The following is a 23,257-nucleotide window of genomic DNA, read 5'->3' on the forward strand; positions in this document are numbered from 1 at the left end:
AGCTTACGTCATCCCACCATTTGATATTGCACAGCTTCGCTGTGCTGACTTGACGCAGCTACGCTGCGAGAATCGATAGGTAGGATCTGTGTCGTATCCGTGCTCAACTGTTTTATGACCAGAAGTTACAATTTCAAGTAACTGATAGAAGTGCCTTAGCGTATATACTCACTTCTCTAATCCCAATAACCAATGTAATATGAAGTAGTCAATCAATCTTAAGGCCATGATAGTTTGAAGTTTTACGTTGTCTCCGACCTACATCTCGACATTCACGGAATACGCCGTGATTATTGGCATGACTTCGATAAAGAAGCTACTTTGATCGTTGCAGGTGACACGTCGAACGGTCTCTCAGGCATAGCATACGTAAAGAATGTACTTTGCCACCACTTTAAGACAGTCATCATCATTGCTGGAAACCATGAATGGTATAGCAATAAGAGTAAATCCTACTGTAAAAAAAGCACACTCCTTGGCGACGAATCCATTACCAAATCTGGCGTTATAAAAGATTATACGAGTTCAGTACTAGTAAAGCTTAAGGCTCATAGCGACACTACTAAAAACCTGTTCTTTTTGAATAATGAATCGATTGAGTTGGAAGGATTCACTATCTTTGGTGGAACGCTCTGGTTTCCTATCCATACATACTCTGCCGAGCTTGTAGAAGCATATTCTGAGTTGATGAACGACATTAAGTTTATTGACAGCTCAATGATTGAAGAGCAGTACAAATCGTTCGTTAAGAACCTACCAGAAAAAGTTGATCTTGTTGTTTCACATCATCTTCCTTCTAAAGAAGCCTTCGCCTCAGAAGTAAATGCCAACAGTGTCTATACTCCCTATTACCAAGCAGGGCTAAGTAATGATTTGATTTCAAGAGCGAGGTTTTGGGTGGCTGGGCATCAACATGATGCTGTAGAGAAAGTCATCGCTGACGGTAATACCACCTTAATTTGTAACCCCAAAGGATCTGTCCGCTTGAGCAGTGGATTACTTTCTAAGAAAGCTTATACCCTCTAACTGCTAAATAACAACATACTCTCCATATGCAAGTCCTGGTTGGTTTCCTCTTCTACACCTTTCCGTGAATTTCGCATTGATTATCTGAAATAGGGCTGAAAGTAAATGAGGTACACCAGTAACCACTCTGTTGTTTTTCTACACAAGTTTGTAGTTCACGGCTTTATGAAAGTGAGGCTCCTCATTGTTCATATCGAGTTTTTCCGAGCAGTAAGGACAAAAGCGAATATTAAACGCCGTTTGCCATAAAAGTTCTCCCACATTATTGATTTCCGTGCTTAGCTCCAAGTCTCTTTCTTTTGCAGTTTCTGAAATGAATAGAAACCATTGTCGATCTGATGTGTAATGATCAGTGAAATAGATAACAACCTCTTCTGGCATACGTTCACATTGATGCTGTTTATTCATGCATTCACCTTCGGCTTTTATGAGTTTATCTGTCTAAAAGAATACGAAGTTTTCTGATGTTTCAGTCGCTACGTTTCTTCTCGATTTATACCTGTTACAACCATATAGCCCAGGAACACGAGACTCCTTTTGGTTCGGGCTTTGCTGATATAAATTGTTGGTAACGGACTTTTCTTTAGTTCCAGAATACCTAAAGCGCTCGAGTTGATCTTCAACTGTTAATGAATTAGCTTTAAAAATTGCTTCTTCATCTGAAATACATAAAATATTATTATCGACATTCTTATCAGAAACAATTTCAACACTTCTTTTATTGATGTAATGATACTTTCTTTTTTTCTGAGTTTTCAGTTCAACACTCATAACTATATCCATTAAAAATAAAACCAACAACTTTAATTAACCCCCTCTGTAAAGAATATTTTAAAACTTTATATTTCCCTTAATTTAATAATTAAACATTTAATTATTAAATTAAAAAAAATATAACCACCTGTGGTTATGACTATATAGCTCTATCAACTTAATGTTGTGTTAATATTAAACATAACATAGAATAATGTAGCTAAAGCCAATAACTTTAATCATTTTTAATGTAAGGAGTTCCATCTTGAAAATGATTTTCGAAATGCAGTATCGGCGTACAGAAAAGTTTATCTATAAACGTGAGGAGATCTGCTCAATCTTTAGAAGTGATGATATTGAGCAGATCATTGCAAAATATGACTACATTGTCAGTATTGATTTAGAGCGATTTGTTTACAACTAGCCTTGTCACTGCAAGAAGGCGAACTGTGTTACATCTCTTTCGAAGATGCCCTATCACGTTGGAGTGTTATCTCCCAAATTCCAATGGTTTTAATTCTCGGCACGACTGGGAAGTCGGGGTTTTATAAGACTAGATTTGGCAGCATTGAGTTTGTGCATGTTCCTCATAGCCATGAAGTAATAATGGCTAACACAACTGAACCTTATGACACTATTCGTCTTGCAAAGAAACTTTTCGCTTTTGAGGATTTAAAAAGGATTGATAGAAACATGCACCTTATCGATTACGAAGAGCTATACGCTGAAGATTAAATTGATAAAAACAGGCTTCATACATTCGATTCAAAAACATTTGACAATTACTAATTAAGGCATTAGCTTTGTAATTGTGTAATTTAAGCCCCAATTTTACGCATTTAAATTAATCTATAATAAATTAAACATTAAATCTTTTTTGGGGAGGTTTGATTTATTAAGGATTAATTTATGAGTTTTGCTATATCTAAGAATCAAAAAGCACTGTCATCACAGCCTAACTATGTTGAGGCCAGTTCTCTTGTTACCTTAAATTTCAGTGTATTAAAACACCATCCTCGAACAGTTCATTTTCAAGACCCCATTGATTTATTTGTTGTATTCGCTCAAGCCCATACACTAGTATGTTTATCACATCAGTACTCAGAAGATAGAAGTCTTTTATCTGGGCGTTTATCAAATCGCTTTCTTCATCAAGTTGAGAGTTTTGATGACATTCTAGATGTCGTGTTTACGATGAACAAATCGAACTTCATGAAAACACATTGCGAAGATAATCAGTTAAAGATTTATTTCAATGATGATTTATCTGATTCTGAAAGAATCATTTCAAATTGTTTTTCATTACAAGAGTGGCTTTGTCGATTAAGTCAACGTTCATCATTATAATTATGCACTTCCTCACCCCATCGATTTTGCCAGTGCATCCGCACTGGCTTTTTTTTAATCAGTCAGTATCAATCTTAAACGTTGTGACCTTAACCTCAACTTCACGATTTTTCACTTCCCTGCCTATAAAAGCCCCCCCCTGACCTTTCCCCCTTAAAGACCGCGTTGTATTTCACCAAAACACGCTTAATACGTTATAATATGCAACTATTCTTTTAGTACAAACTAGGTTAGGAAAGTTGACAACTCAAGCAGACAAACTTCGCCATATGGTTCATACGATACTAGAAAGCGATGCTCTTCACTCCCACCAAGTCAATGCAGCAACAAAAACATTTAATGCTTTTATTGGCGACGTTCGAGCAGTGGTAACGGCGGCTGAAATGCAAGCTGGTAAATCAGGAATAGCTCTAGCCCTATGCTGCTTACAAAGACTCAGTTTAAGTGACACCGATATCTGTGACCGCAAGCAGCTTAAAGATACACTTTACTTAGTCACCATGCCCGATACCGCACTAAAAGAACAAGCCGAAGCTGATCTGAGATTGGCGAAGAATGTAGTCGTCAGTAACTTTGTTAATTTTGAAAAAGCGTTAGAGAATGACTTTAAAGGTAATCCGCCTAAGCTGATCATCATTGATGAATGTCACTACGGTTCAAACGTATCCGCTGTCAGATATAGCAAGATTTTTGATTACCTTGAACAAGAGAACGATAGCTGTAAAGTTGTATTCATTTCAGCTACTCCTTTCGGCGCTCTTTATGGAGCTGAAACTGAATATCAAGAGGCGATTGAAATTCAGGAAGAAGCCGAATGTGATGACGATCAAGCTCTTATTCTTGAGGCTCAAGAAGCCGCCCAAAACGCACTTAAAGACTCTATTTTGAGGCGTGATTTCAACACTCGATTAGTATTCCACAAAACCAGCGATGAATATTATGGTGTCCGTGAAATGCTGAAAAGTGGCAAAGTTAAAGGTCTCGAGCAAGACACTAAAAACTTCCTAGTTGACTCACCAGAGCGTAACGAGTTTATCCAGCAATTTAAATCTCACGAAGGTATGGGGTGGTCTTTAGTCCGAGTTCCCGCTGGATTCGCAATGGATGCAAAAAAGTTTTTGATCAGCCAAGGCATCGACGAGAGTTCTGTCTATATTCTGGGAAACTCTCTTTCAGGCGTCCCTGAAGATGAGCATTGCAGTATAGAACGTTTTAAACGTGAGTTTGATGACGCTCTTATCTTTGAGGATAAGCTAATTGCAATCACGGTTGCTGGAGCAAGAGCTGGCATCAACTTTGGTGCTATGATGAAAAACAATTTAATCTCGACTTGGGATAGCACTGTTGCTAGCGTTGCAGCAGTCGTACAAGCCAACATAGGTCGTGCCTGTGGTTACCACGGTAATAATTCATCACTACACTTTACGAACCTAAATGCAACAGAAGCCTATGCATCTATTTTGGATCACTTAGAGAAAACTTGTTCTGAGGAAGCTGCATCTGACTTTGATGGACTAAAAGAGTTCTTTGAAGATGTGTGTCAAGAGTATCAAGTCAATGGGTTAGATGTTGGTTTAACGATCAAATACAAGCGTAGACGACCTATCGGTGATGTTGAAACCTATCGAACAGACAGTTATATCGCTGTACCAGCCAAACTATTGGATGACGAAGCGGACTTTACGCAATACACCAGAGACAAACACCTTCTTCAAGCTATTGACATAATTCGCAATGAGTTTACTGCCAAAGGAGCGCCAAGTGTCAAAGGCAATAGAGCGATGCGTGGTAAAAAGAAGAACTGGATAAAAGCTCAATGGGTAAATGGTGATAGCTACAATAATCCTGAAAAAGCTCATGCAGACGGTACTCAGGAAGAGAAAGCAAAGCTCTACACGACAATGCTCGACAACGGTGAGTATCTTGAGTTTAACCGTGTTGTCGCTCCTGGTTCAGGCGAACTATCAGAAAACAAGCTAGTTACAGCGACCATATTCAGCATATACAACATTTCTCGTCGCCAGGTTGATAAAAAAATCATGACCTTAGAAGAGGTTTATGACATGTGCGATTATTTCGATATCGAGCGAGACGACACTATGTTTGTACTCTACAAGCGTGGTGAATACGATATCGAGCGTTCTATCGCAAAGAAACAGCATAATGAATTGCCTGAAAAATCTGGAGATCTAAGCGATGAATCTCATTTTTCAGATAAAACCTAACCTGTACACAACTAATCTTAGTGGGGGCTTGTTAGCTCCCATTTTCGGTACTAACCATGAATAATTCTGATAAGCACCGCAAACTTACTGAGCATACAATCTCAAATAATACGTATCTACACCAGCGAGAAGCGGCACAACAAGCATTCAACCAGTTTAAAGCAGGATCTAGAGCAGTCGTCATTGCTGCGGAAATGCAATCTGGTAAATCAGGGGTTGCACTTGCCCTATCTTGCTTGCAAAGACTTTCGCTTTCAGATGAAGTGATAATCGACAGGAAATGTCTGAAAGACACGTTATATTTAGTAACCATGGCGGACCTTGCGCTTCAAGAGCAGGCCAAACAAGACCTGTCTGCTAGCAAAAACGTGGTCGTCAGTAATTTTACAAATTTTGAATCCGCACTAAAGACACACTTCAAGTTTCAAGCTCCTAAACTGATCATTATTGATGAGTGCCACTATGGTTCAAGCAGTGATAGCGTGCGATACGACAAGGTTTTCAATTACCTTGAGCATGACAACCGCCACTGCAATGTTGCCTTTGTCTCTGCAACTCCGTTTAGTGCGCTATATGCGGCTGGTGCGGACTCGATACTCCGCCACAACTTTAATACTTCATTAGTCTTTCACAAAACAAGTGACGAGTATCATGGTATTAGGCAAATGCATCGGAGCAACCAGATCATTAAGCTTGATGAAAACTCGCGAGACTTTTGTGAAAGCTCTTTACTGAGAAATCGTTTTATTCGGCAAATCAAAGAACATGAAGGCTCTGGTTGGTCATTAATTCGAGTACCTAGCAGTCAGGCAAAAATTGCAAGAGATGTTTTGCTCTCTAATGGTATTGAGCCACATCAAATACATATTATTGGTCAAAAACTAGTAGGTCTCGAAGATCATGAACTCTGCTCTATTGATGACTTTAAGCGTGAATACGAAACTGCTGCATTATTTGATGATAAGCTGATAGCAATCACTGTCGCGGGATTTAGGGCTGGCGTTAACTTCGGTCAAGAGATGAAAGAAACACTTATCAACTCTTGGGATAGCACGATTGCTAATATTGCAGCGGTTGTACAAGCTAATATTGGTCGTGCTTGTGGCTACCACAAGAATACAACAGCAAAGCACTACACTAACCTAGATGCTGTCAGAGCCTATGGTGAGCTACTTGATCACTTAGAGTCAAACCACAATAGCCACGAGTTTGATGGGCTGCATCAGCTATTCGAACAAATTTGCTCTCGCTATGACGTCAAGGGCTTTGATCGTGGCACCACAATAGCCCCCACATGCGAAACTAAAGTAAAAAAGAAGGTTATCGATACCAAGTCTTATTTAACAAAACGTTATTTGGTCGTTCCAGGAAAACTAAAAGAGCCTGACTTCGATTTTTCTGTGTATACAACTGATCAAGAACTCTTAGACGCCATCAAATTAATCCGCAAAGAGCTAATCGGTGAAGATGGGCCTTACAGAAAGAAAAACCGCGCTTTGCGTGGCGAACACCAGAACTGGATAAAGGCGCAGTGGGTAAACGGTGCCACTTATGACGATGGCACTCAAAGCTGTGCAAAATCGAGAACATTAAACTTTATTTCTCGGTTAAATTCTGGTGAGAAAGTGGCATTTAACCAGATAGTAAACCCTGGTGGAGGCGAAAAAACTGAAGATAAGCGAGTTATGGCGAGTATATTTAGTACTTATAACCTTTCTGGTCAGATGGACGCTTTCAAGCGTTCTTTAGATTCGGATGATCTGGAAGAAATTTGTGGGCTACTAGGTGCAGAACATGATAACAACACCCTGATCGTACTTTACCAAAGAGGAGCATTATCAGAGGTTTTTGATGATAACCAACCTATTAACCACGAAGTCCAAACCTCCCGCATACGACATAACAGTGTCTTCTAGGTACAACAAAGCCGCGATGTTCGCGGCTTTGTTTTAAATACACTAGTTGAAGTATTGCCTAACAGTGACAATCGTGCTGCTTAGCTTTCGCTATCATTGTTTTCTGCTCTTCGATGGTTTCTTTAACCACCTTATCAAAAAACTTACGTTTCTCACCTGAAGAAGCGTTACGCACAAACTCAGAGAAAGGGGTTGATTTTACCTTTTCACGCTTTGTAGTGAACATCCTACCCTCCATTACTTATTTAAGCCAACGATGGCTTCTAAGGACTCGCGATTGTACTTTTTACGCAGAAGTGCGTCAATATCACTTACATTAAAATGAGGCCTTTCGTTCCTTCCGTCAATGTTTTTCTCAATGAAAATGATATCAACTTGATCTTGGAAAAGCTTTTTCAACTCACTGACTACTCTTTGTGACTCCATAAACTGATTCACAAATACTTCTTCAGGAACCCTTCTTCCCTCGACGATCTCTCTTGCTTTAACTAAACACCAAGCCTGCTCTGGCTCTTGATAAACAAAGATTATAAGAACATAGCGATTACGTTTTAAAGAACGCTGGATGTTATCTTTGGCTTTTTCAAGACTAGAGAGCGTTGAGTCTAATATAAAACTCACATCCCTTTTTAATGCTCTATCATGAATCGCTTCTACTAAAAGAGTAGCAGGCCTTTGAAATAAGGGCGAATTTATTCCGTCGTAATCCTCAAACACCTTGCGTAACTCATCATTTTCTATATGAACAAGATCTACGCCAGACTCCTTCTTGAAGGTCTTAATCATGTTGCGAGCCGTTTCGGTCTTACCTGCACCAGGAGAACCCGCCATGAAAACCGACACAGCAGACTCCTCTTGAGGTAAGTGATCGACCATTTCTTTTGCTAGCTTCTTTTTGAGCTTCTTGGCTTCTTTAATCGCTTTTTCTGTGATCTGCTCTTCTTGAAATGACATTACTGAGCGTTCCTAACGTTTAATACAGGCGTCAAGCACTCCTGTAATGACAGACCACCGTGATTATAGTGATCACCCGACACATAGCCTGAGATGCCAGGAGCCATCGCGATAGAAACACTCGGATTCCAGAACCAAGGTACGACTAAACCATCGTATTGAGCATTATTCTTCAATATCGCACAGCGACGTTGACGGTTTGTTCCCAATGACTTGTGAATTTCACCTTTTGGTAAGCCATCTGGCACCCACAACCAGCCGTGGTCTGTGACGATTTTGATCCGCTTCCAACCCGCGTCCAATAGACCTCGGATTCGTGCGACCACATCATCCAATACCTGCTCAATATACTGTGGCATCTTTAACTGTTGCTTGTGACCTAAGTTATCTAGGTCTCCAGTTTGAACCCAGGCATAACCATTCGGTTCACCTGTTTCCAGTCCATCTAAGTATTGCCAGCCTCGCTCGGCAAGTAGCTTCTTGAGGTAGTGACTACTAAAAGACGCTTGTGTACTCGCTAGCGCTGGAATGAAGTCATCGTTATCCTCTAAACCCGTTAGCAAATCAGCCAGCGGTGTTACTGCGGCTTTGGCTGTTGCTGTCAATGACGGGAGCGCAGACCATTGCGAAGTGAGATCGGTATTTACATCAATAGCTGAAAGTTTGTTCTCCAGTTGCTTAGCTGTATCAAAACGTAGCCCATCAACAAAGAAAATCACTTGGCTACCAACAGAGTAGTTTGCTGATGTTTCTTTTAACTGTTTTTCACCAGGGTAACCATTCAATCGGACTTGATCTTGGAAGTTAAGTGCCACCCTTTCCAACCATGGCGTATAGATAATAGCTAGTACATCCGCAACCAACTGCTGATGGTGAATATCTTTCGCTTTTGCCATCGCACTTAGCACTGCTGCATCAGCCTGCCAAAAACGACTGGTATACAACTCAGCCATGCCCTCTGGCGAACCTGATGTAAATGGAATCTCTGTATGCTCAAGAACAATCGTAACTTGTTCTAAAATGTCTAACCAAGGTGAAAAGCCTAGCTGAGACCATATCCAATCTTGGCGTGATTGATGGCTATTCCACAGTGTAGTGAACGTCTGCTTCAGGTTATCACGATTACTGCCCGCTATTTGCTTAAATGCGTCTTCAATAACGGACTCATCACGCAAATTTTCGGATAGATAATTTTGTGCTTCAAAAGCAAGTCCCGATGGTACTACTGTTTTTAAACGGTCCACCAGTGCAGGGAGGTTACTTGCTGTCTCTTCAAATCGCTCCCATACGCCTTGCCACTCACCTTGAGCATCACAGAGCAACTCTAGAGCAAGTGCCATATTCGCTTCGCTCGGTTCAAAACCGTATCTTGATATACAGGACTGGCTGAAAATATCCCACTTACTGCCTTGCCATTGCTCAGCTTTTTCGGTTGGGTTGTTTAACCATCCCAAAATGTCTTTGATAGGATCATCTAGAACGATAGAGTAGAAATCTTCCGCTTCTAACTTTTTACCCATCAACTTCGTTGTTGGGGTTTCTAGTAGATCGGGCAAAACCTTCAGTATTGCTTCTTGGGTTTTAGTGTCTTTTGCAAGGTCGAGTTCTAGACCTACTTTAGGGTTAGTTAGAAACGAGCCAACAGACCAGTCACGTCCAGCCGTGTTATACGCCCACCAGCAACCACGGTATTGAAGCTCAGCCAACGGCTGTAAATACTCAGGGCATTGCTCAATAGCTCGCAAATCTTTTCGCCCAACGCCAGGAAGATAAATGATTGGCGTTTTATCTTCTGGTAGTTTGCACTCTTCTAGTTTTGCAGCAATCGTACACTTAACCCAAATCGCGGGGCCTGTACGCTCTTCTGGTTTGTATTCACCGAGTTCAATTAGTTCAGGCAACTGCTGTTTGATGTATGGCATTGCGGATTGCCATTGGCAATCAATGTCTGTCCACAAAATGGCAGCAGGTGCTACTTGAACAGACTTATTAAAAGTTGCTGAGTTTCGTAACTGCTCGATTAAATAATTAACGACTAACATTAAAGCCTTTCTTTGTTCGAAATTGGTAACGGGTACATCTGCAAAATCTGTTGCACAAGATCTTGCGTTCGACTGTCGATTTGCTCGACCGACCATGAATCAGCTTTAGCAAGCTCAGCATTGAGGTACAAACCATTATTGTATCCCACAGGGCTGCCTTTCTTGTCCTGTCTATCTCGCTTTTCAATAAAGCTTTTGTTTCCAAGCGTACTGTTGTACCCAGAAATAGTCAGATTGCCGAGTTTATGAGCGTGTGTTTCCAAATACTGCTTCGCCAAAGCCTCATCACCTTGTGCGATCATATCGACCCAGCACTCAGGAATATTTTCTCCTTGCGGGAAGATATGCTCAATAGTCCAGACAAACTGCTTACCTTTAACAGCCCACAAATTGCGCTCCGTCTCTCGTGTCATCCGCCCCTGCTCTAGAGCACACAGCACATAACGACACACAGACTTATTATCTGCGTATAAATTGCCTGACAAATCACGTTTAAATGTTTCGTCATCAGCACTAACTCGGCTTAAGCTCGTCGCCACCGCATCAACAATTTCATCCCCCTGAAGGGTTGGTATTACCCCAGTCAAGTCCATAAAGATTCGAGTAAGGTCGCGAGTGGCAGGTCTGTCGGTTGTATTACGTCTAACAAAGAAAGCAATCAATAACTTGGTGATGTTTTCTAAATGATCAAATGACAACCCTAGTTTTTCTTGCTTAGCAAAAAGCAGCATCAGAAGCAGATAAGAAGGCACCCCTTGAACACGTTCTAAATCTTCAAGCAAATAAGAAAGCCTTGGTTGCTCTGGAACCTGGGTATGGCAAATGATCTGTGCATACAGCTCAGAATGCTTAATCATCTTAGCAAGAAATGTCTCTGCGTCATGTGAGATAAGCTTCTCATAGACTTGCATCAGGTTCGACTTAGTCGCAACAGGAACACTAACTATGTCTTTCAACTTAGGCTTAAACGCATTGTAGTATTGCCTAAAAAAGCGCTCTTGAACGCCATAATCATCACCGAGGTAACCTAATACCTTCATCCAATTATTGAAATGCTTGTCAATTTGGCCTTCATCATCACTTTCAAGCTTAGCCAGGAGCTTGTTTTTAATAAGATCAATCGCGGTAAGTGGTACACCTCTATTGTTCAATGATTCAAACAATGTGTACGCATCAGAATGATTTGCCACCTCAATCTTGACTAAAGTTGCAGTATTCACTTTTTCTATTAGAGATGTTAGCGCTGACACTCTATCGCTTGATTCTTGAAGACATTCCTCAATTCGAGAGCTGAAATGTCGGAAAGCTCGAACAATTCTCCGATTACCTGCATTTGATGGGGAGTCGGCTTCTTTGAGTACGCCCGCTTGATTTAATACCCAGAAATAATCCTGCTGATTGCTATTTTGAACCTGCGGCACAATACGAGTCTGATCTGCATTGCTTTTCAAAATCAACTTGTGCTTCAAGTTATGAAGTTCGAGTTGTTGTTCAAATTCAAGTTCTACGTCAAGGTTTTTGAAGCATGAGTATATGGCTGCTTTAAGCAATGACAGAGTAGTCATTCTCTGTTGACCATCAACCAGCTCCAATGATTGTACGGCTAGGACGTCAGTACTTTGGTTGATACAGATAATAGAACCTAAAAAGTAGCTTGGATCATTGTCGAGCAAATCCTCAAATAATGTATCCCACTGCCATTTACCCCAGGTGTATTCACGCTGATATCTAGGGATAGCGTAGATGACTTTCTCATCTACACTAAACAAGGCAGAAACCGCATAGTTTTCTACCGACTTAATCATTCGCCTGTTCCCTAGCCGCTTTCTTCTCTGCCAGCGTTAAATGATGATCGTTAATACGACTACCCTCTTTCTCACCGTAGACTGGCCCAAGGTCAAACCATGGAGCGGAGGCGACATCTGTGCCTCGGTCTTTTTTCCAGTGGATGTTTGGCTTGCCACGGAGTACACCTGCGCCTTTTTTACCCACGTCTTTCGCTAGCATAAATGGACGGATGTTCAAACGAACCCCATCATTCAAGTCTGGGTTCCAACCAATAGGTTGTTCTTCTAACGGTTTCCAGCGCACGAATATATCCAAGCCCTTTTCACCTGCCAGGATAGCTTCCAGTTGTTTTTTGAGGTTTTCAGCCGCTGTTAAACGAATGTCTGCGCCATCTTTGCCGTCAGCTAGGTCGCGTTTCTGGGTACTGATCCAGTCATCTAGGTAAGTATAAATCAGGCGTTCAAGCCCTTTGTAATCAAGCTTATGGTAGTTAACAAGAGCTGAGAAGCCATCCTTCAAACCATCCCACACCTGCCAAATAAACGGGCGGTGTTGAAACAACTTACAGTGTTGGTCAAAGAACTTGTCTCGCAACCAGCTTTCAAGAGCCTTTGCTTTTACTGCATTAAGCAGATTTTGTTCGACTGAACTTGTCCACTCGTCGCCGTAGGCTTTGTATAAAATTGCTTCTAAACGCTTAGCTGCGGTTTTCTCACCGCGTACTGCTGGAATACAAACAATACCGTCATCATCAATCAAGCCAGCAAAATCTGCGTTCTTCTTCATCACCTCGCGCATTTCTGGCGCAAGTTCCATTTCAGGATCAAGTTCGGCAGGCCATTGGTAACCCAGCAAACGAGCAACTGATACCTGGAGGACGGTTTCATCTTGGCGTAGAGTACCTACAGCAGTCGTTTTAGATTCGTCATCCCAAATGACTGATGCACAAGGGTGCCCGTGAAAAAGCCATTGTGTCGGATCGTTTGAATACGGGAGTGGAAGGCCATTAGGATATTGTTGATTAGCAATACCTTTCCAATGACTTAAGTCACAAGGAATTTCTACAAAGCTCTGATCTGTTATCTTTAATTGTTGATTCCTTGATCTAACTTCTCTTGTAAAGTCACCACTAGCACAAAAACACCAGAGAGCAGAAACTAAACTCGGTTCGTTGGGAATAAGTACTGAAACATTATTGTCGAACAATTGCCCATTATATAGAGATACAGGTAAGCTACCAGTAGCGCTTACTGTTATTCCTTTCTTACCCCAGGCATTTTCTCCCCTTAGCCATGAGTAAATCCCCTTTTCTCCAAGTCTTTCCTCCAAAAAAGTCAGAAACGCTCCATTCCCTTTTTCCCAAAGAAAAATATTACTATTACCATCAAAGTGAGTGGATGACTTTACAGAAGTATTTTGATAAGCCCACATTTCATCATCATAAACACATTCCCAAAAAAATCTTCCAAATCTAGGATAATCCCCTGAACAGATTCCCAAATTACTTGTTGCACTTTCTGAGAGTTCTTCTAAATCACTTTGACTTTCAAAGTTGATTTTGTAGCCAGAGCCGTCTAATAACGTCTTATGCTCTACTCTAAGGTTTTGTTCCTTTGTCAAGTGAAGCGATTTTTCTTCTGTTGAGTTAAAGTTGCTCACATCCAATCCAGTAAGAATTGAGTAAGGTGCAACAGGGTGTTTACAGAAAGAAACTAACGCGACGTTAACTACTTCGCCACTTATCGTATCAAATGCGCCAGTGCCTAACCTTGCCAAGTATGAAAGTGTAACATTGGTTAACAGCTCCCTTCGTTGGTTGCGGAAACTTGACAGAAACAACCAATTCTGAGGTGTAACTAATTGACTCGTACCTGATTCAACTAGAAGTTCCAAAGTTCTATCAATAAAAATATTCGCTAGATCTGCTTTGGAATTAGGATAATACTCACTTGAAAACTCTTTGAGCACATCACTAAACTTATTGTTTGCCAAATACGGTACGTTTGTTACCACCCACTGATATTTTCCCGCGAGTATGCCAGCAGCTTTTGCTAAGCCTTGTGCAACCGTTTTAGCGTCACTACTTGCCTCTGTTTTAGTAATCAGCACATTCTGCAATAACTCCCAAGGTGGCGATTGCTCTCTTTCTAAAGCTTTATTCGGGCTAATCAAGCTACCCAACGTCGGGGCATCTTTAAAAGTATGCTGCATCCATGTAATCGCATCAGTGAGTGCTTCATCACCTTTCGCTAAGTCTTTCCACTCTTTCTGTGCTTCAGCAATCGACATACCAGAGCAGGCTAATTGAAGCTCAGGTAATACGCGGTAACCACCTGCGTTTGGATAACGCCATGCTTCTAAAGCCAGCGCAAATGCCGCAAGCTCAACACAGCGTTGATCAAGTTCAAGGCCATGAATATTATCGCGCAGCACGGCATCAACCGCTTGCTTCTCTGACAATCCTTCAAGCTGCATACGCATAGGAACAAGCATTAAGAAAACAGCCACTAAAAAGTGACCAGAGCCACAGCAAGGGTCTAGTGTTTTAAGCTCTGATAAGTTCTCAGGCCATTTTTCAAACCCACCCGCTGCTGGTTTCCATGATTCTGCGCCCTCTTCTTTAGAGAAGCGAAGGTACTCTAGGGAAACCCCAGGAATAGCCGCTAGCTCACGAAGCTCTTGTTCGTTGTTTGCACGAATTAAATCATCTTGAGAAAGGCGTTTATTGGCCCACCAAGCACCAAGCGCATTGTCAAGTAAGAAGCTCACCATGTAAGGTTCAGTAAACAACTGCGTGACAGGGCTTAGTTCTTGCGCACCAATTTTCACTCCAGACTTGTTAACCTGATCTTTCTTTTTAGTTTGCCAGAACTGGTAACACCAACCTAAGCTGTCTTGAGCTTGGTAGGTTTGAGGGTCTAGCTGAGCAATCAGACTTTCTAACTCTTCAACGCGGTTCATCGACAGCTTGATATCGAAAACAGGTGAGTCCACACGGAAAATTTGTGGCAGCATTTTTTGTGCTAAGCGACCTGCAAGCTCCCAACCGTCTTTACAATCTGGTTCTTCTTCTGCCAGCTCAAAACATTCGTCCAGAGTGACTGGCGTGTACTCGTCGTACATCAATAGATTGTTTTGCTCTAGGTAACGAGCAAACAGCATACGATGCCAATGCTCATAGGCCATTTCGTTGATTAGTCGTTCAGTTTCCTGTTTACCATCTTTCAGCTTGTCGCCGAGCTGACGAGCGTGGGCACGCAACTTATTACGTAGCACACGTTCTTCTTCGCTTAAATAGCTTGGAGCTTGAGCTTCTGCCACACCCAAACGTTGTAGCGCTTCAAATACGGCTTGTTCTACGATATCGCGGGCTTTAACTACCGTATCTTCTAGCTTCTTACGCAGTGTTTTATCTAATGCTTGTCTCATATCGTTCTTCTTAATTCTATTAGTCTGCCCTACCTAAATAAGAGCATTTAGACTATTGAGATAGTGTTCGTTAACCACAAACTTCAAATCGCCTAGGGGGAATATCTCCTAGGCGAATTCTTATTCGACAGTGGCTTCTAAACTTCAAGTAATATTACTGTGGAACAACTGGCCCGTTTTCTAACTCTGAACGTAGCTCTCGCTCTACGTCAGCTAGCCACTTCTGCAAATCATCTTCCGTTTCTAGCAATGGCTTATTGAGCTTGTAATACTTCGTTTTAGGTTGAAGTTCACTGATCGCATCTTTCAATACCGCATCGAAGATGCCAGGAAGCAAGGCAACTTTGTCATTCCATCTATCAAAGCTGGTTTCATCTAGCGAGTTGAATACCGAGTCCTCGTCAGCAATATTAATTGCTGGGATAACATCTAAGCTGCGCTTGTTCAAAAACTCATTACGCTTTGCTTCATCAAGCTTTTGCCAGTTTTCATCTGCTAATAGGTCAGACATACAAGCGCGATGCTCTTCTTCATAGCGTTCACGATGTGCGGTCAACGCCGTGCGGAGTTCATTGGTCGCTTTGTCTAGCAATGGTTTAACTGGGCAAGGTTCAGATAACAAGCTTCGGTTAGTTACGATTGCCTGTTGTTCTTGTTGCAGCTCTTTGTATATAGCAAGTGGGTAACAGTACTCTATTGCTTGAGTTAACTTCTTCCAAAGCTTCATACGAAGTTCAGCTTTATGCGCTTGTGCTTTCCATTGCTGAAAGTCACTAATCAATTGATCTTTATTATCAAATGCCTTCTGTAATTGATCATTACCTGAGTACATTTCAAGCTCTGATAACAAAGCTGTACTTGGTGCCATAGGTAGTGGCGCGTCACCACCCGCACTACGAGCCACGTTTTTAGCATTAATAATCGCAAAAGGTAGCTTAGTGGCTTCTTCACCCGTATTGCATGCTTCTTCAAGCAAGGTAGAAACCACACCACGAACTTTAATAAGTTGTACTTTAGATAGCGTTACGTTTTCTGGTCGGAACTTAGTTTGCGTTACTGAACTACGATCTAGGCTTTTAGCATCAATCGCACGCTCTTGCACATCTGACGCTCGTAGCACGCCCGCTGCTAACATTGCATACAACGCACCATCTACAACATCTTTACCCCAACCGTATGGCGCATCATAAAAATGATCTCGGATCTCCTTACCCGTTTTCATTGTCCCAATAAAGCGATAGATCTCTGCACACACGGGTTGTTGATTCGCTTCTCCGTTGAAGCCTACCGCTTCAAGCGCATTTGGGTCTGCAAGCTTGCTTGCTTGATCAAAGACTCTAGCCCAGCCACGGCTATCTGCCATTTTGAATTTGTTATACAAACGCTGACACGCTAAAGCACCTGCATTTTGGATTTGCTCTGCAAGAGTTTCGCCTTCAACTTCTTGACCACCAGCCAAACGGACTTGTATCTGTGAGAAGATATCGCTCAAATAGCCTTTCTTGGCACGTTCGGCTTCACTTAAGCGCGTTTCCATTGCCTGTAAGGCGTCTTTACCCGCTTCTGTTGTTGCTCGGCCACGAACCTCTAGCGTGTTCTCTGCTGCTTTAAGCGCAACAATGGCATTCTTAAGCTCACTACGGTGGAGAGTTGGCACATAAACGAAGATGGTTGCACCATCTGGATCAGCGCCACGAGAAAGGTCGTTAAATTGCTTCTCGGTTTGCTCTGGTGCCCAGGCATAAATCCGTTTTGTAGCTTCACTTGGCAACTCTGAGTCAAAGGACACGTTGATCACTCGAGGCTCTGCTACCTCACCCTGAGTAATTCGAGCTTGAGCCACTTGCTTAGTAATATAACGCTGGATTTCTTTTGTACGGTACGCCTCTAACGTCTGAGGGTTACCCAGAAGATCGTTTTCTTGGCGGCGGAACTCGTCATACCAAGCTTGGCTTTCTACTGTCTGCAAACTGAACTCTCGACCCTGGGCCGTTTCACGAGCCATGATGAGGTGCTCATTTTCAAGCTGTTGCAGCATCTTTGGCACAAGCGGGCGAAGCTTGTATTTATCGTTTTGTAGATCCTCTAATAGCAAATCAGATAACGTATCTACTGTTGCATAAATGCCGTACTCCATCTCTGCTGGTAGCTTGCTAATCAATAAGATTAGAGATAACAAACGGCCTTGTAGTTGTGCCTCTTGATCACCACCACGCTTGCGACTGATGGTTTCATAGATATCTTTTGAGATCACACCTGTTTGCAGTAGATTCGTTGAAATCTGATCATAAAGAAAGTCGGCAGGAACAACGTAGCCCAGCTCTTTGTCTGCCGTTGTCTTTAATGCTTCATGCACAACACGGAGTTGGTTACGCAGTTGAGAACCTGTACCCGTTTTATCTAGCGCTGGTAAGATACGCTCCCAAAAACGGCGGCGAACTGGAAGTAGCGGATAGTCTGGCACCATCCACTTCTCATCATCTTTATTGTGCTCAATGGTGCTACCACGTAGATGGCGAGAGATCTCACCCAAGTTGTCATTGACAACCGTTTTAACTGCATTTTCTGCTGAAGGTTTCTTTTGTAGGATAACTTTACGGATAACTGCATCTACATCTGTATCTTCCAACTGCACAGGAACTTGGAAACGACCCATTAAACGTTGGAGGTTTGCCATACCAGACAAGGCACTTTGACCTGTTGCAACAAACAATAGCTTTGACTTAAGTGCACTAGCGCCACTACAGGTCTCTACTACTTCTTGTACATCAAACGCTTTTTGAACGTTGTCACCGATGTACTGTTGCACCTCATCCAGAACAACTAGAGTTAGTGGTAATTCGCCGTCATTGGAAATGGCATCAACAATCGCAGAGACCATTTCATCGTTTGTTACATCATCAACGATCTTGTATTGGGCACGTAGCATCTCGCGCACTTCTTTCAGATCTGCGCCGATGCCTGGGATGGCTTGCAGAACCGCTTCATGCATGATTGGAGATACGTGCAGGTTTTTAAGCTCTTTCGTCCAAGGGTCTACACCCTCTTTCACTTTTGCCTTGGCTTCGACAAACGACTTAACTTGTTCAAAAACACCTTCCGCTTTTAGCCACATGACAAAACGTGCTAGGTGATATTGCTCGGGTAAACCTGCTGATTTAAAAATGATGCCAAGAAACGCCATACGAACTTTATCGCCAGCACCTGCCCCCAAAGTACCTGAAGCTGCATGAAGGCCACCGTTACCAGCTGCAATTGATGATAACTCATCGAAATGCTTCGCAATGTGCTCAGGTAAATCTGCGATTGAACGAGCATCAGAGCCGTTGTTTAGCGTTTGGTTTGTCCAGAGTGTGCGCAGCATTTTAGCAAGGTGAGATTTACCTGAACCAAAGAAGCCACTGATCCATACGCCTGGTTGCTCATTGTTCGTCTTAAACGCTGACAAATAGTTGCTCAGAATGCTGTCCATGCCTTTGGCATATGCACCATCACAAACGAATGTACGCAACTCATATTCAAGCGTATCTAGAGCACCTTTAGAAAGGTCATCCTTTACTTGAGCGACGCCGTTGTTAGCTAAGCGGCTACTAACAGGATCGTTTACGAAAATTTCACGGTTTAACATTGAATAAAGCCCTTATGACGTTGCCGAAATCGCGGTTGCGTGATATCCCCAACCGTCTTTCGCATCTAATAATTGATAGTTGTTGTTTTGTACTTCACCAGGGAAGAAGACTACTAAGCGCCCTGTCACCTTTTCAGCTAAAGACTCTACGACACCCGACACAGATGCGAAGCCAAATAGAGTGCCGCAACCAAGAAGAGCAATTACGCCATCTTCCGTTTGATTTGACTCGACTTTATTGGTCAGTTCTTCAACTAGCTCATCGGCGAAGTCATCGTAGAGTCCTTTGAGATACTCAGGATCTTCAAAATACGTTTCTTTGTAGTCTTGAGCCGACATCCAATTTTCAAAACTATGAGTCAAATCTAGCAGTTGCCATGGGTGGTTATGCTTAACACATGCTTGTTCAAACTCTTCGACACGCGCACGAAGTTTTAGCTCATCTTCTTTGTGGTAGACCAGAAATATGGTTCGCTCATCAGCAGAAACCGCCACTGGCCATGGAATACTAATGTGTTTTTCAAAGCTTGTTAGTAGCTTGGATAATCGATCTGACATCACTCGTCCTCAGATTCGTTAAATTCGGGCATGACTAGACCAGGGAAAGTTACTTCAACCACTTCACTTGCTTGTTTGAAGTTAATCATTCCTCTTAGCGATGCTCTATGTGCTAGTTCAAACAATCGTTCTTTATCTTGAGCCAACATACGACACCAGAAACTATCAAATAGACGTTGCCCGCTAAGCCCGTGACAATGGGCTAGAAATAGAGCGTATGCGACATTCACATAACTAATTTCTGGGATTTTTCGGTACTTCTTTGCTCTCCCAGATAGGTATCCTGCTTGCGTCCAGGTACCATTAATGTTTTGTGCGAAAGACTTTAGTGATGCCTTGCTGAAACGTTCAGGGTCATCTTTTGATAGAAACGTCTCCATCATCTCTCTAGCTAAGTGTTGACCTGGTTCTAGGCTCAAAATCACTTCCGAAGAACTACGCAACAGTGGGTCTCTGGCGACAGCAAGTTGTAACGCTAGAATCGGTTGAGAGCCTTCATACAGCTCCCACCAATCTCGAAATACTTTAAAGAGGAAAATATCAGGTGATAAACCATACATTGAAGCCAGAGGTTGGAAACTGTACTTACGTGCATTTTCGCTTGGTTTTTGAAGGACATTGAATACTTCAATATCTTCCCTGTAATCTTCTAGTGTCGCGTTTTCAGGTCGCCCAAATAATAAGATCTTCAGCTCTTCTATCATCATGCTGCGAGATGTATGAGCACCACTATTACCGAACTTAAAACCCAGTGCTTTGAGGTAAGCTTGGCTATTCATTGTTATTGCCTTTGTAACCAGGGGCTAAACTCGCAGTCTCAACACCATATATAACTGCATTTTCTTCCAGCGCTAAATGGTATTGCTGTGGGTTTAATTGATATGTACTTGAGCAATCCACATTCCATTGGTTTAGCAAATAGCCCGCCAGCGCAGCACGGCATTCGACTTGAAGTTTGCCATTAACCATTCTGTAATCAAGCTCTATCGCTTCAGGGTGTTTTGCTGCTGGATGAGGAATAAAGGTTAAATCAACAATGCGGTTCCACTGCTTGTCTGCTGAAATCGATTCTTTCACACTATCGATTTCATTCTGAGCAAGGCTCGCGGATTTGATGCGAGTAAGAACGAAATCACGAAAAGAACTTGTCGAACGGTCATAAGCACGAACATGCCAACGACTGCCGTTATTCGCGAGGCTATGAGGCACAATTACTCTTGCTGAGTTACCAGAGCTAAGGGAAACGTACTTTATCTTAAGTGCAGATTTTTGGTGTATGGCACGCATAACCGCCGACAGGATGTCAGTCGAAGGTTTATTCAACTGTTGTGGCTGGATACAAACTTGGCTGTTTTCTAGTTGACTCGTCAATCCATCACCAAATCCTCTAGCAAGGCTTACTAAAACGGTATCTGGATCGTGCTCAAACAGAGGCACAAACTGCTCTGTACGATGATAAGACTTTGATTGATGAATTAGCTCTAGGTTGAACGGAGCAAACTCTTTGTAAGTGGCGAAGTCACGAGTTGCTGCGGCTAAACCTGTTTGAAATTTTGCAATGAGATCGGCTCTAGCAATCTCACCAAAGTAGCTCAAACTAAAATCGATAAACGCTAGTCGCTCACGTTGAGCGTGAGGTAATTGTTCGAGTTTTTTCATCAGAAACTTCTGTTGAGAATATCTGACAGTTAGTATACTCCTAATACGAGCATGGTACAATCAAAATGATTAGATCATATGATATAGAAGTGAAGTGTAAGGTTCAGAATTAATGGTGAAATGTGCTCTCTTTATGCACGCTAGCTTATCTCATTCAAAAAGCATTCTCTGGAAAATTTCATAGCCTTCTGTATACAGTTTGGGCTATCTCGCCTCTTAACTAGCATAACAAATTGAAAATTTCGGTCATGCGTAAATTTTAAGAATACTTAACTATCTCAAGGAAGCCCAATACAGATCCGTGCTTCCTAATAGACATAGCACAGAAAGACATTGCTATTAGTAATAACTTTCGACAATGCACTGCGCAAGCAGTACTGCACTAAAGCGGCTATCGCCGCATAGAACGAATAGCAGATTTCTTTACATGCTTGATTGCTGCATTGTTACAACCCGCGCTTCAATTCCAACAGGATGTGAGGTTTTATAAAGTTGGTGTTGGGCTGATTAACTTAGTTGAGGAGCAGTATGAACAGCCCGATCTGTTAAACCTGAACCCAAATAATCCTAAGCTTATGAATGTGTATGACACAGCTTGGGAGAGACACTGTGTTTTTAACGGCACGAGGGATATCTCAGAAGTGGTCAATGCGGCGTCAGATGATAACGCCGCAATATACGACCCGCAGAGTCGATTTACCGAAGATCAGGTGTTCGCTATCACACACTCAACAAATCGATGTCAGGATACACTAATCTATTGAGTTTCTTTTCAGCTTTACAATAAATCTGATCAGTAAATTTTTGCGTATTGAGGATCTTTGCGTCTGCGGCTATCGCTTCACCGCGATACACGTTGATCAATTTCCACACGGTTTTACCGCGTTCAACTTCAACAAAAGTTGCATATGGTATGCTTTGGTATGAACTCGCAACTTTTGTATAAACTGTAACCAATACTTGAATACCTACCTGATCCTTTTTAAATAGATAAGTATCTAAAGTCTCTTGCACTTCGTTGAGTATTTTATAGACGCCTTCACTGGTTAATTCTCTAGCACTTGTACGCTTTTGCACTGACTCGAGTGCTTTGTCTAACCCATTAATTTTTATTGAACTCATTGTGACATCTCCATTGCAGGTGAAGACATCAATGCAGGATTTAACTTCTCAAACTGTTTACTCATTCGAGCAATGACAGCATCAGGTACACCATGAATATTTTGGTATTTCCCATTTATCTCAATGACTTCGAATGATACATTCATCTCATCCGCAAGTGATTTGTAAAATGACATTTCCCAGTTTTTTACGAATGTGTTTGCAACCACGACGTCAAATCCTGCACGAAGTAAGCGCTTCGTTTCGAGTTGACACCAGGCATGAGCATTTTTGATTAGAGCGGGGTCGAATTGGTAGGTATCGTTGCTATCGATAAAAAATTGGTCAGCTTCGACTAAGACAGCATTGAGAGTTTTTGCGTATGTAGACTTTCCAGAGCCTGGTAATCCACGCACAAGAGTAAGTGTTTGCTTGGCCATTTTGGCGTTTCCTTTTATTAAAAAATAATCCCCTCCTCTCACCGATAAGGTGATGAATTCTTTGATATTGTTTGATTTATTTAACTCAATCTTTATACAAATTGAGATAGAGAGTGTTCAAGCTTATTAAAACGTATAAAAATCTTTTTATCAACATTTTTCTTCAATTAAAACAGTACGTTATTTACTTTTAATTCAATTTATATCTAATAAAAACAAAGAATCGGCTTTACCCCGCATCGGGGGTAAACGACGAATTACCCTCGATAAGGGGTAAAGATGGTTTGTTGACTATTAATCAAACATCGATTGATGCACTGCGAAAGCAGTGCTGATTGAAAACATTTAGTACCACATTGGGTAAACATTTAGTACGGAACGGACAGAATTG

17 protein-coding genes and 2 pseudogenes are annotated in these 23,257 nt (G+C 41.9%); 6 read left to right on the plus strand and 13 right to left on the minus strand.

Annotation, left to right across the window (positions count from 1 at the left end; translation table 11 throughout):
• Positions 1-234: 234 nt before the first annotated feature.
• A complete protein-coding gene (locus R7R24_RS02760) occupies positions 235-1,026 on the plus strand; it encodes a metallophosphoesterase (RefSeq protein ID WP_054579583.1) in 792 nt (263 codons plus the stop codon).
• Between the two features lie 138 nt (positions 1,027-1,164).
• Here the strand turns inward: R7R24_RS02760 and R7R24_RS02765 are convergent, their stop codons facing one another.
• Positions 1,165-1,434 carry a hypothetical protein gene (locus R7R24_RS02765; protein WP_005376194.1) on the minus strand — a complete coding sequence of 90 codons (270 nt, stop codon included), beginning with the start codon at positions 1,432-1,434 and terminating at the stop codon, positions 1,165-1,167.
• Positions 1,435-1,467: 33 nt separating this feature from the next.
• Positions 1,468-1,797, minus strand: a complete 330-nt coding sequence (locus R7R24_RS02770) for a hypothetical protein (protein ID WP_005376192.1) — start codon at positions 1,795-1,797, stop codon at positions 1,468-1,470.
• A 265-nt stretch (positions 1,798-2,062) separates the two neighbouring features.
• Between R7R24_RS02770 and R7R24_RS02775 the strand changes: the two are divergent.
• The 4 genes and pseudogenes from R7R24_RS02775 to R7R24_RS02790 all read left to right on the plus strand — a co-directional run bounded on the left by R7R24_RS02775 (position 2,063) and on the right by R7R24_RS02790 (position 7,267).
• Positions 2,063-2,514: pseudogene (locus R7R24_RS02775) on the plus strand (hypothetical protein).
• 174 nt (positions 2,515-2,688) lie between these two features.
• Positions 2,689-3,126 carry a hypothetical protein gene (locus tag R7R24_RS02780; RefSeq protein WP_005376187.1) on the plus strand — a complete coding sequence of 146 codons (438 nt, stop codon included), beginning with the start codon at positions 2,689-2,691 and terminating at the stop codon, positions 3,124-3,126.
• A 239-nt stretch (positions 3,127-3,365) separates the two neighbouring features.
• Entirely contained in the window at positions 3,366-5,351 is a 1,986-nt protein-coding gene (locus tag R7R24_RS02785; RefSeq protein WP_031778913.1) for a DEAD/DEAH box helicase family protein, read from the plus strand.
• A gap of 56 nt (positions 5,352-5,407) precedes the next feature.
• Positions 5,408-7,267 (plus strand): DEAD/DEAH box helicase family protein, encoded by a 1,860-nt coding sequence (locus R7R24_RS02790; RefSeq protein WP_005376183.1) that lies wholly within the window; start codon positions 5,408-5,410, stop codon positions 7,265-7,267.
• A 58-nt stretch (positions 7,268-7,325) separates the two neighbouring features.
• On the opposite strand, the gene R7R24_RS02795 is transcribed toward R7R24_RS02790, so the two are convergent.
• From R7R24_RS02795 to R7R24_RS02835, 9 genes are all read right to left on the minus strand, one after another.
• Positions 7,326-7,493 (minus strand): hypothetical protein, encoded by a 168-nt coding sequence (locus R7R24_RS02795; RefSeq protein WP_005376180.1) that lies wholly within the window; start codon positions 7,491-7,493, stop codon positions 7,326-7,328.
• 11 nt (positions 7,494-7,504) lie between these two features.
• Entirely contained in the window at positions 7,505-8,221 is a 717-nt protein-coding gene (locus R7R24_RS02800) for a zeta toxin family protein (protein ID WP_005376178.1), read from the minus strand.
• Positions 8,221-10,263 carry a BREX-1 system phosphatase PglZ type B gene (gene pglZ, locus R7R24_RS02805; RefSeq protein ID WP_005376176.1) on the minus strand — a complete coding sequence of 681 codons (2,043 nt, stop codon included), beginning with the start codon at positions 10,261-10,263 and terminating at the stop codon, positions 8,221-8,223. Before pglZ ends, R7R24_RS02800 begins: the two co-directional genes overlap by 1 nt.
• Positions 10,263-12,068: a DUF262 domain-containing protein gene (locus R7R24_RS02810; RefSeq protein ID WP_054579584.1), complete on the minus strand. Its 1,806-nt coding sequence runs from the start codon at positions 12,066-12,068 to the stop codon at positions 10,263-10,265. Before R7R24_RS02810 ends, pglZ begins: the two co-directional genes overlap by 1 nt.
• Positions 12,061-15,480: an Eco57I restriction-modification methylase domain-containing protein gene (locus tag R7R24_RS02815; RefSeq protein ID WP_005376168.1), complete on the minus strand. Its 3,420-nt coding sequence runs from the start codon at positions 15,478-15,480 to the stop codon at positions 12,061-12,063. Before R7R24_RS02815 ends, R7R24_RS02810 begins: the two co-directional genes overlap by 8 nt.
• Positions 15,481-15,634: 154 nt before the next feature.
• On the minus strand, positions 15,635-19,108 hold the full coding sequence (brxC, locus tag R7R24_RS02820; RefSeq protein WP_054579585.1) for a BREX system P-loop protein BrxC: 3,474 nt from the start codon (positions 19,106-19,108) through the stop codon (positions 15,635-15,637).
• Positions 19,109-19,120: 12 nt separating this feature from the next.
• Entirely contained in the window at positions 19,121-19,666 is a 546-nt protein-coding gene (locus tag R7R24_RS02825) for a BREX protein BrxB domain-containing protein (protein WP_001283833.1), read from the minus strand.
• Positions 19,666-20,445 (minus strand): hypothetical protein, encoded by a 780-nt coding sequence (locus R7R24_RS02830; RefSeq protein WP_005376163.1) that lies wholly within the window; start codon positions 20,443-20,445, stop codon positions 19,666-19,668. The genes R7R24_RS02825 and R7R24_RS02830 overlap by 1 nt, the downstream gene beginning before the upstream one ends.
• On the minus strand, positions 20,438-21,325 hold the full coding sequence (locus R7R24_RS02835; RefSeq protein ID WP_025796294.1) for a helix-turn-helix transcriptional regulator: 888 nt from the start codon (positions 21,323-21,325) through the stop codon (positions 20,438-20,440). Before R7R24_RS02835 ends, R7R24_RS02830 begins: the two co-directional genes overlap by 8 nt.
• A 464-nt stretch (positions 21,326-21,789) precedes the next feature.
• Here R7R24_RS02835 and R7R24_RS02840 point away from each other — a divergent pair.
• Positions 21,790-22,081, plus strand: a pseudogene (locus R7R24_RS02840) (DUF4113 domain-containing protein); the annotation flags it as partial.
• Here R7R24_RS02840 and R7R24_RS02845 read toward each other — a convergent pair.
• Both R7R24_RS02845 and R7R24_RS02850 read right to left on the minus strand, forming a co-directional pair.
• The gene (locus R7R24_RS02845) at positions 22,046-22,447 is read right to left on the minus strand and encodes a hypothetical protein (protein WP_005376161.1); all 402 of its coding nucleotides are present in this window, start codon (positions 22,445-22,447) and stop codon (positions 22,046-22,048) included. The pseudogene R7R24_RS02840 and the gene R7R24_RS02845 overlap by 36 nt on opposite strands.
• On the minus strand, positions 22,444-22,866 hold the full coding sequence (locus tag R7R24_RS02850; protein ID WP_005376160.1) for an ATP-binding protein: 423 nt from the start codon (positions 22,864-22,866) through the stop codon (positions 22,444-22,446). Before R7R24_RS02850 ends, R7R24_RS02845 begins: the two co-directional genes overlap by 4 nt.
• Positions 22,867-23,257 lie beyond the last annotated feature (391 nt).

Source organism: Vibrio sp. 704, from assembly GCF_033339295.1.

Excerpts from the sequence above, each read along its gene's own strand:
- R7R24_RS02765 (WP_005376194.1), bottom strand. The coding sequence starts at position 1,434 with ATGAATAAACAGCATCAATGTGAACGTATGCCAGAAGAGGTTGTTATC.
- R7R24_RS02770 (WP_005376192.1), bottom strand. The coding sequence starts at position 1,797 with ATGAGTGTTGAACTGAAAACTCAGAAAAAAAGAAAGTATCATTACATC.
- R7R24_RS02780 (WP_005376187.1), top strand. The coding sequence starts at position 2,689 with ATGAGTTTTGCTATATCTAAGAATCAAAAAGCACTGTCATCACAGCCT.
- R7R24_RS02790 (WP_005376183.1), top strand. The coding sequence starts at position 5,408 with ATGAATAATTCTGATAAGCACCGCAAACTTACTGAGCATACAATCTCA.
- R7R24_RS02795 (WP_005376180.1), bottom strand. The coding sequence starts at position 7,493 with ATGTTCACTACAAAGCGTGAAAAGGTAAAATCAACCCCTTTCTCTGAG.
- R7R24_RS02800 (WP_005376178.1), bottom strand. The coding sequence starts at position 8,221 with ATGTCATTTCAAGAAGAGCAGATCACAGAAAAAGCGATTAAAGAAGCC.
- pglZ (WP_005376176.1), bottom strand. The coding sequence starts at position 10,263 with ATGTTAGTCGTTAATTATTTAATCGAGCAGTTACGAAACTCAGCAACT.
- R7R24_RS02810 (WP_054579584.1), bottom strand. The coding sequence starts at position 12,068 with ATGATTAAGTCGGTAGAAAACTATGCGGTTTCTGCCTTGTTTAGTGTA.
- R7R24_RS02815 (WP_005376168.1), bottom strand. The coding sequence starts at position 15,480 with ATGAGACAAGCATTAGATAAAACACTGCGTAAGAAGCTAGAAGATACG.
- brxC (WP_054579585.1), bottom strand. The coding sequence starts at position 19,108 with ATGTTAAACCGTGAAATTTTCGTAAACGATCCTGTTAGTAGCCGCTTA.
- R7R24_RS02825 (WP_001283833.1), bottom strand. The coding sequence starts at position 19,666 with ATGTCAGATCGATTATCCAAGCTACTAACAAGCTTTGAAAAACACATT.
- R7R24_RS02830 (WP_005376163.1), bottom strand. The coding sequence starts at position 20,445 with ATGAATAGCCAAGCTTACCTCAAAGCACTGGGTTTTAAGTTCGGTAAT.
- R7R24_RS02835 (WP_025796294.1), bottom strand. The coding sequence starts at position 21,325 with ATGAAAAAACTCGAACAATTACCTCACGCTCAACGTGAGCGACTAGCG.
- R7R24_RS02845 (WP_005376161.1), bottom strand. The coding sequence starts at position 22,447 with ATGAGTTCAATAAAAATTAATGGGTTAGACAAAGCACTCGAGTCAGTG.
- R7R24_RS02850 (WP_005376160.1), bottom strand. The coding sequence starts at position 22,866 with ATGGCCAAGCAAACACTTACTCTTGTGCGTGGATTACCAGGCTCTGGA.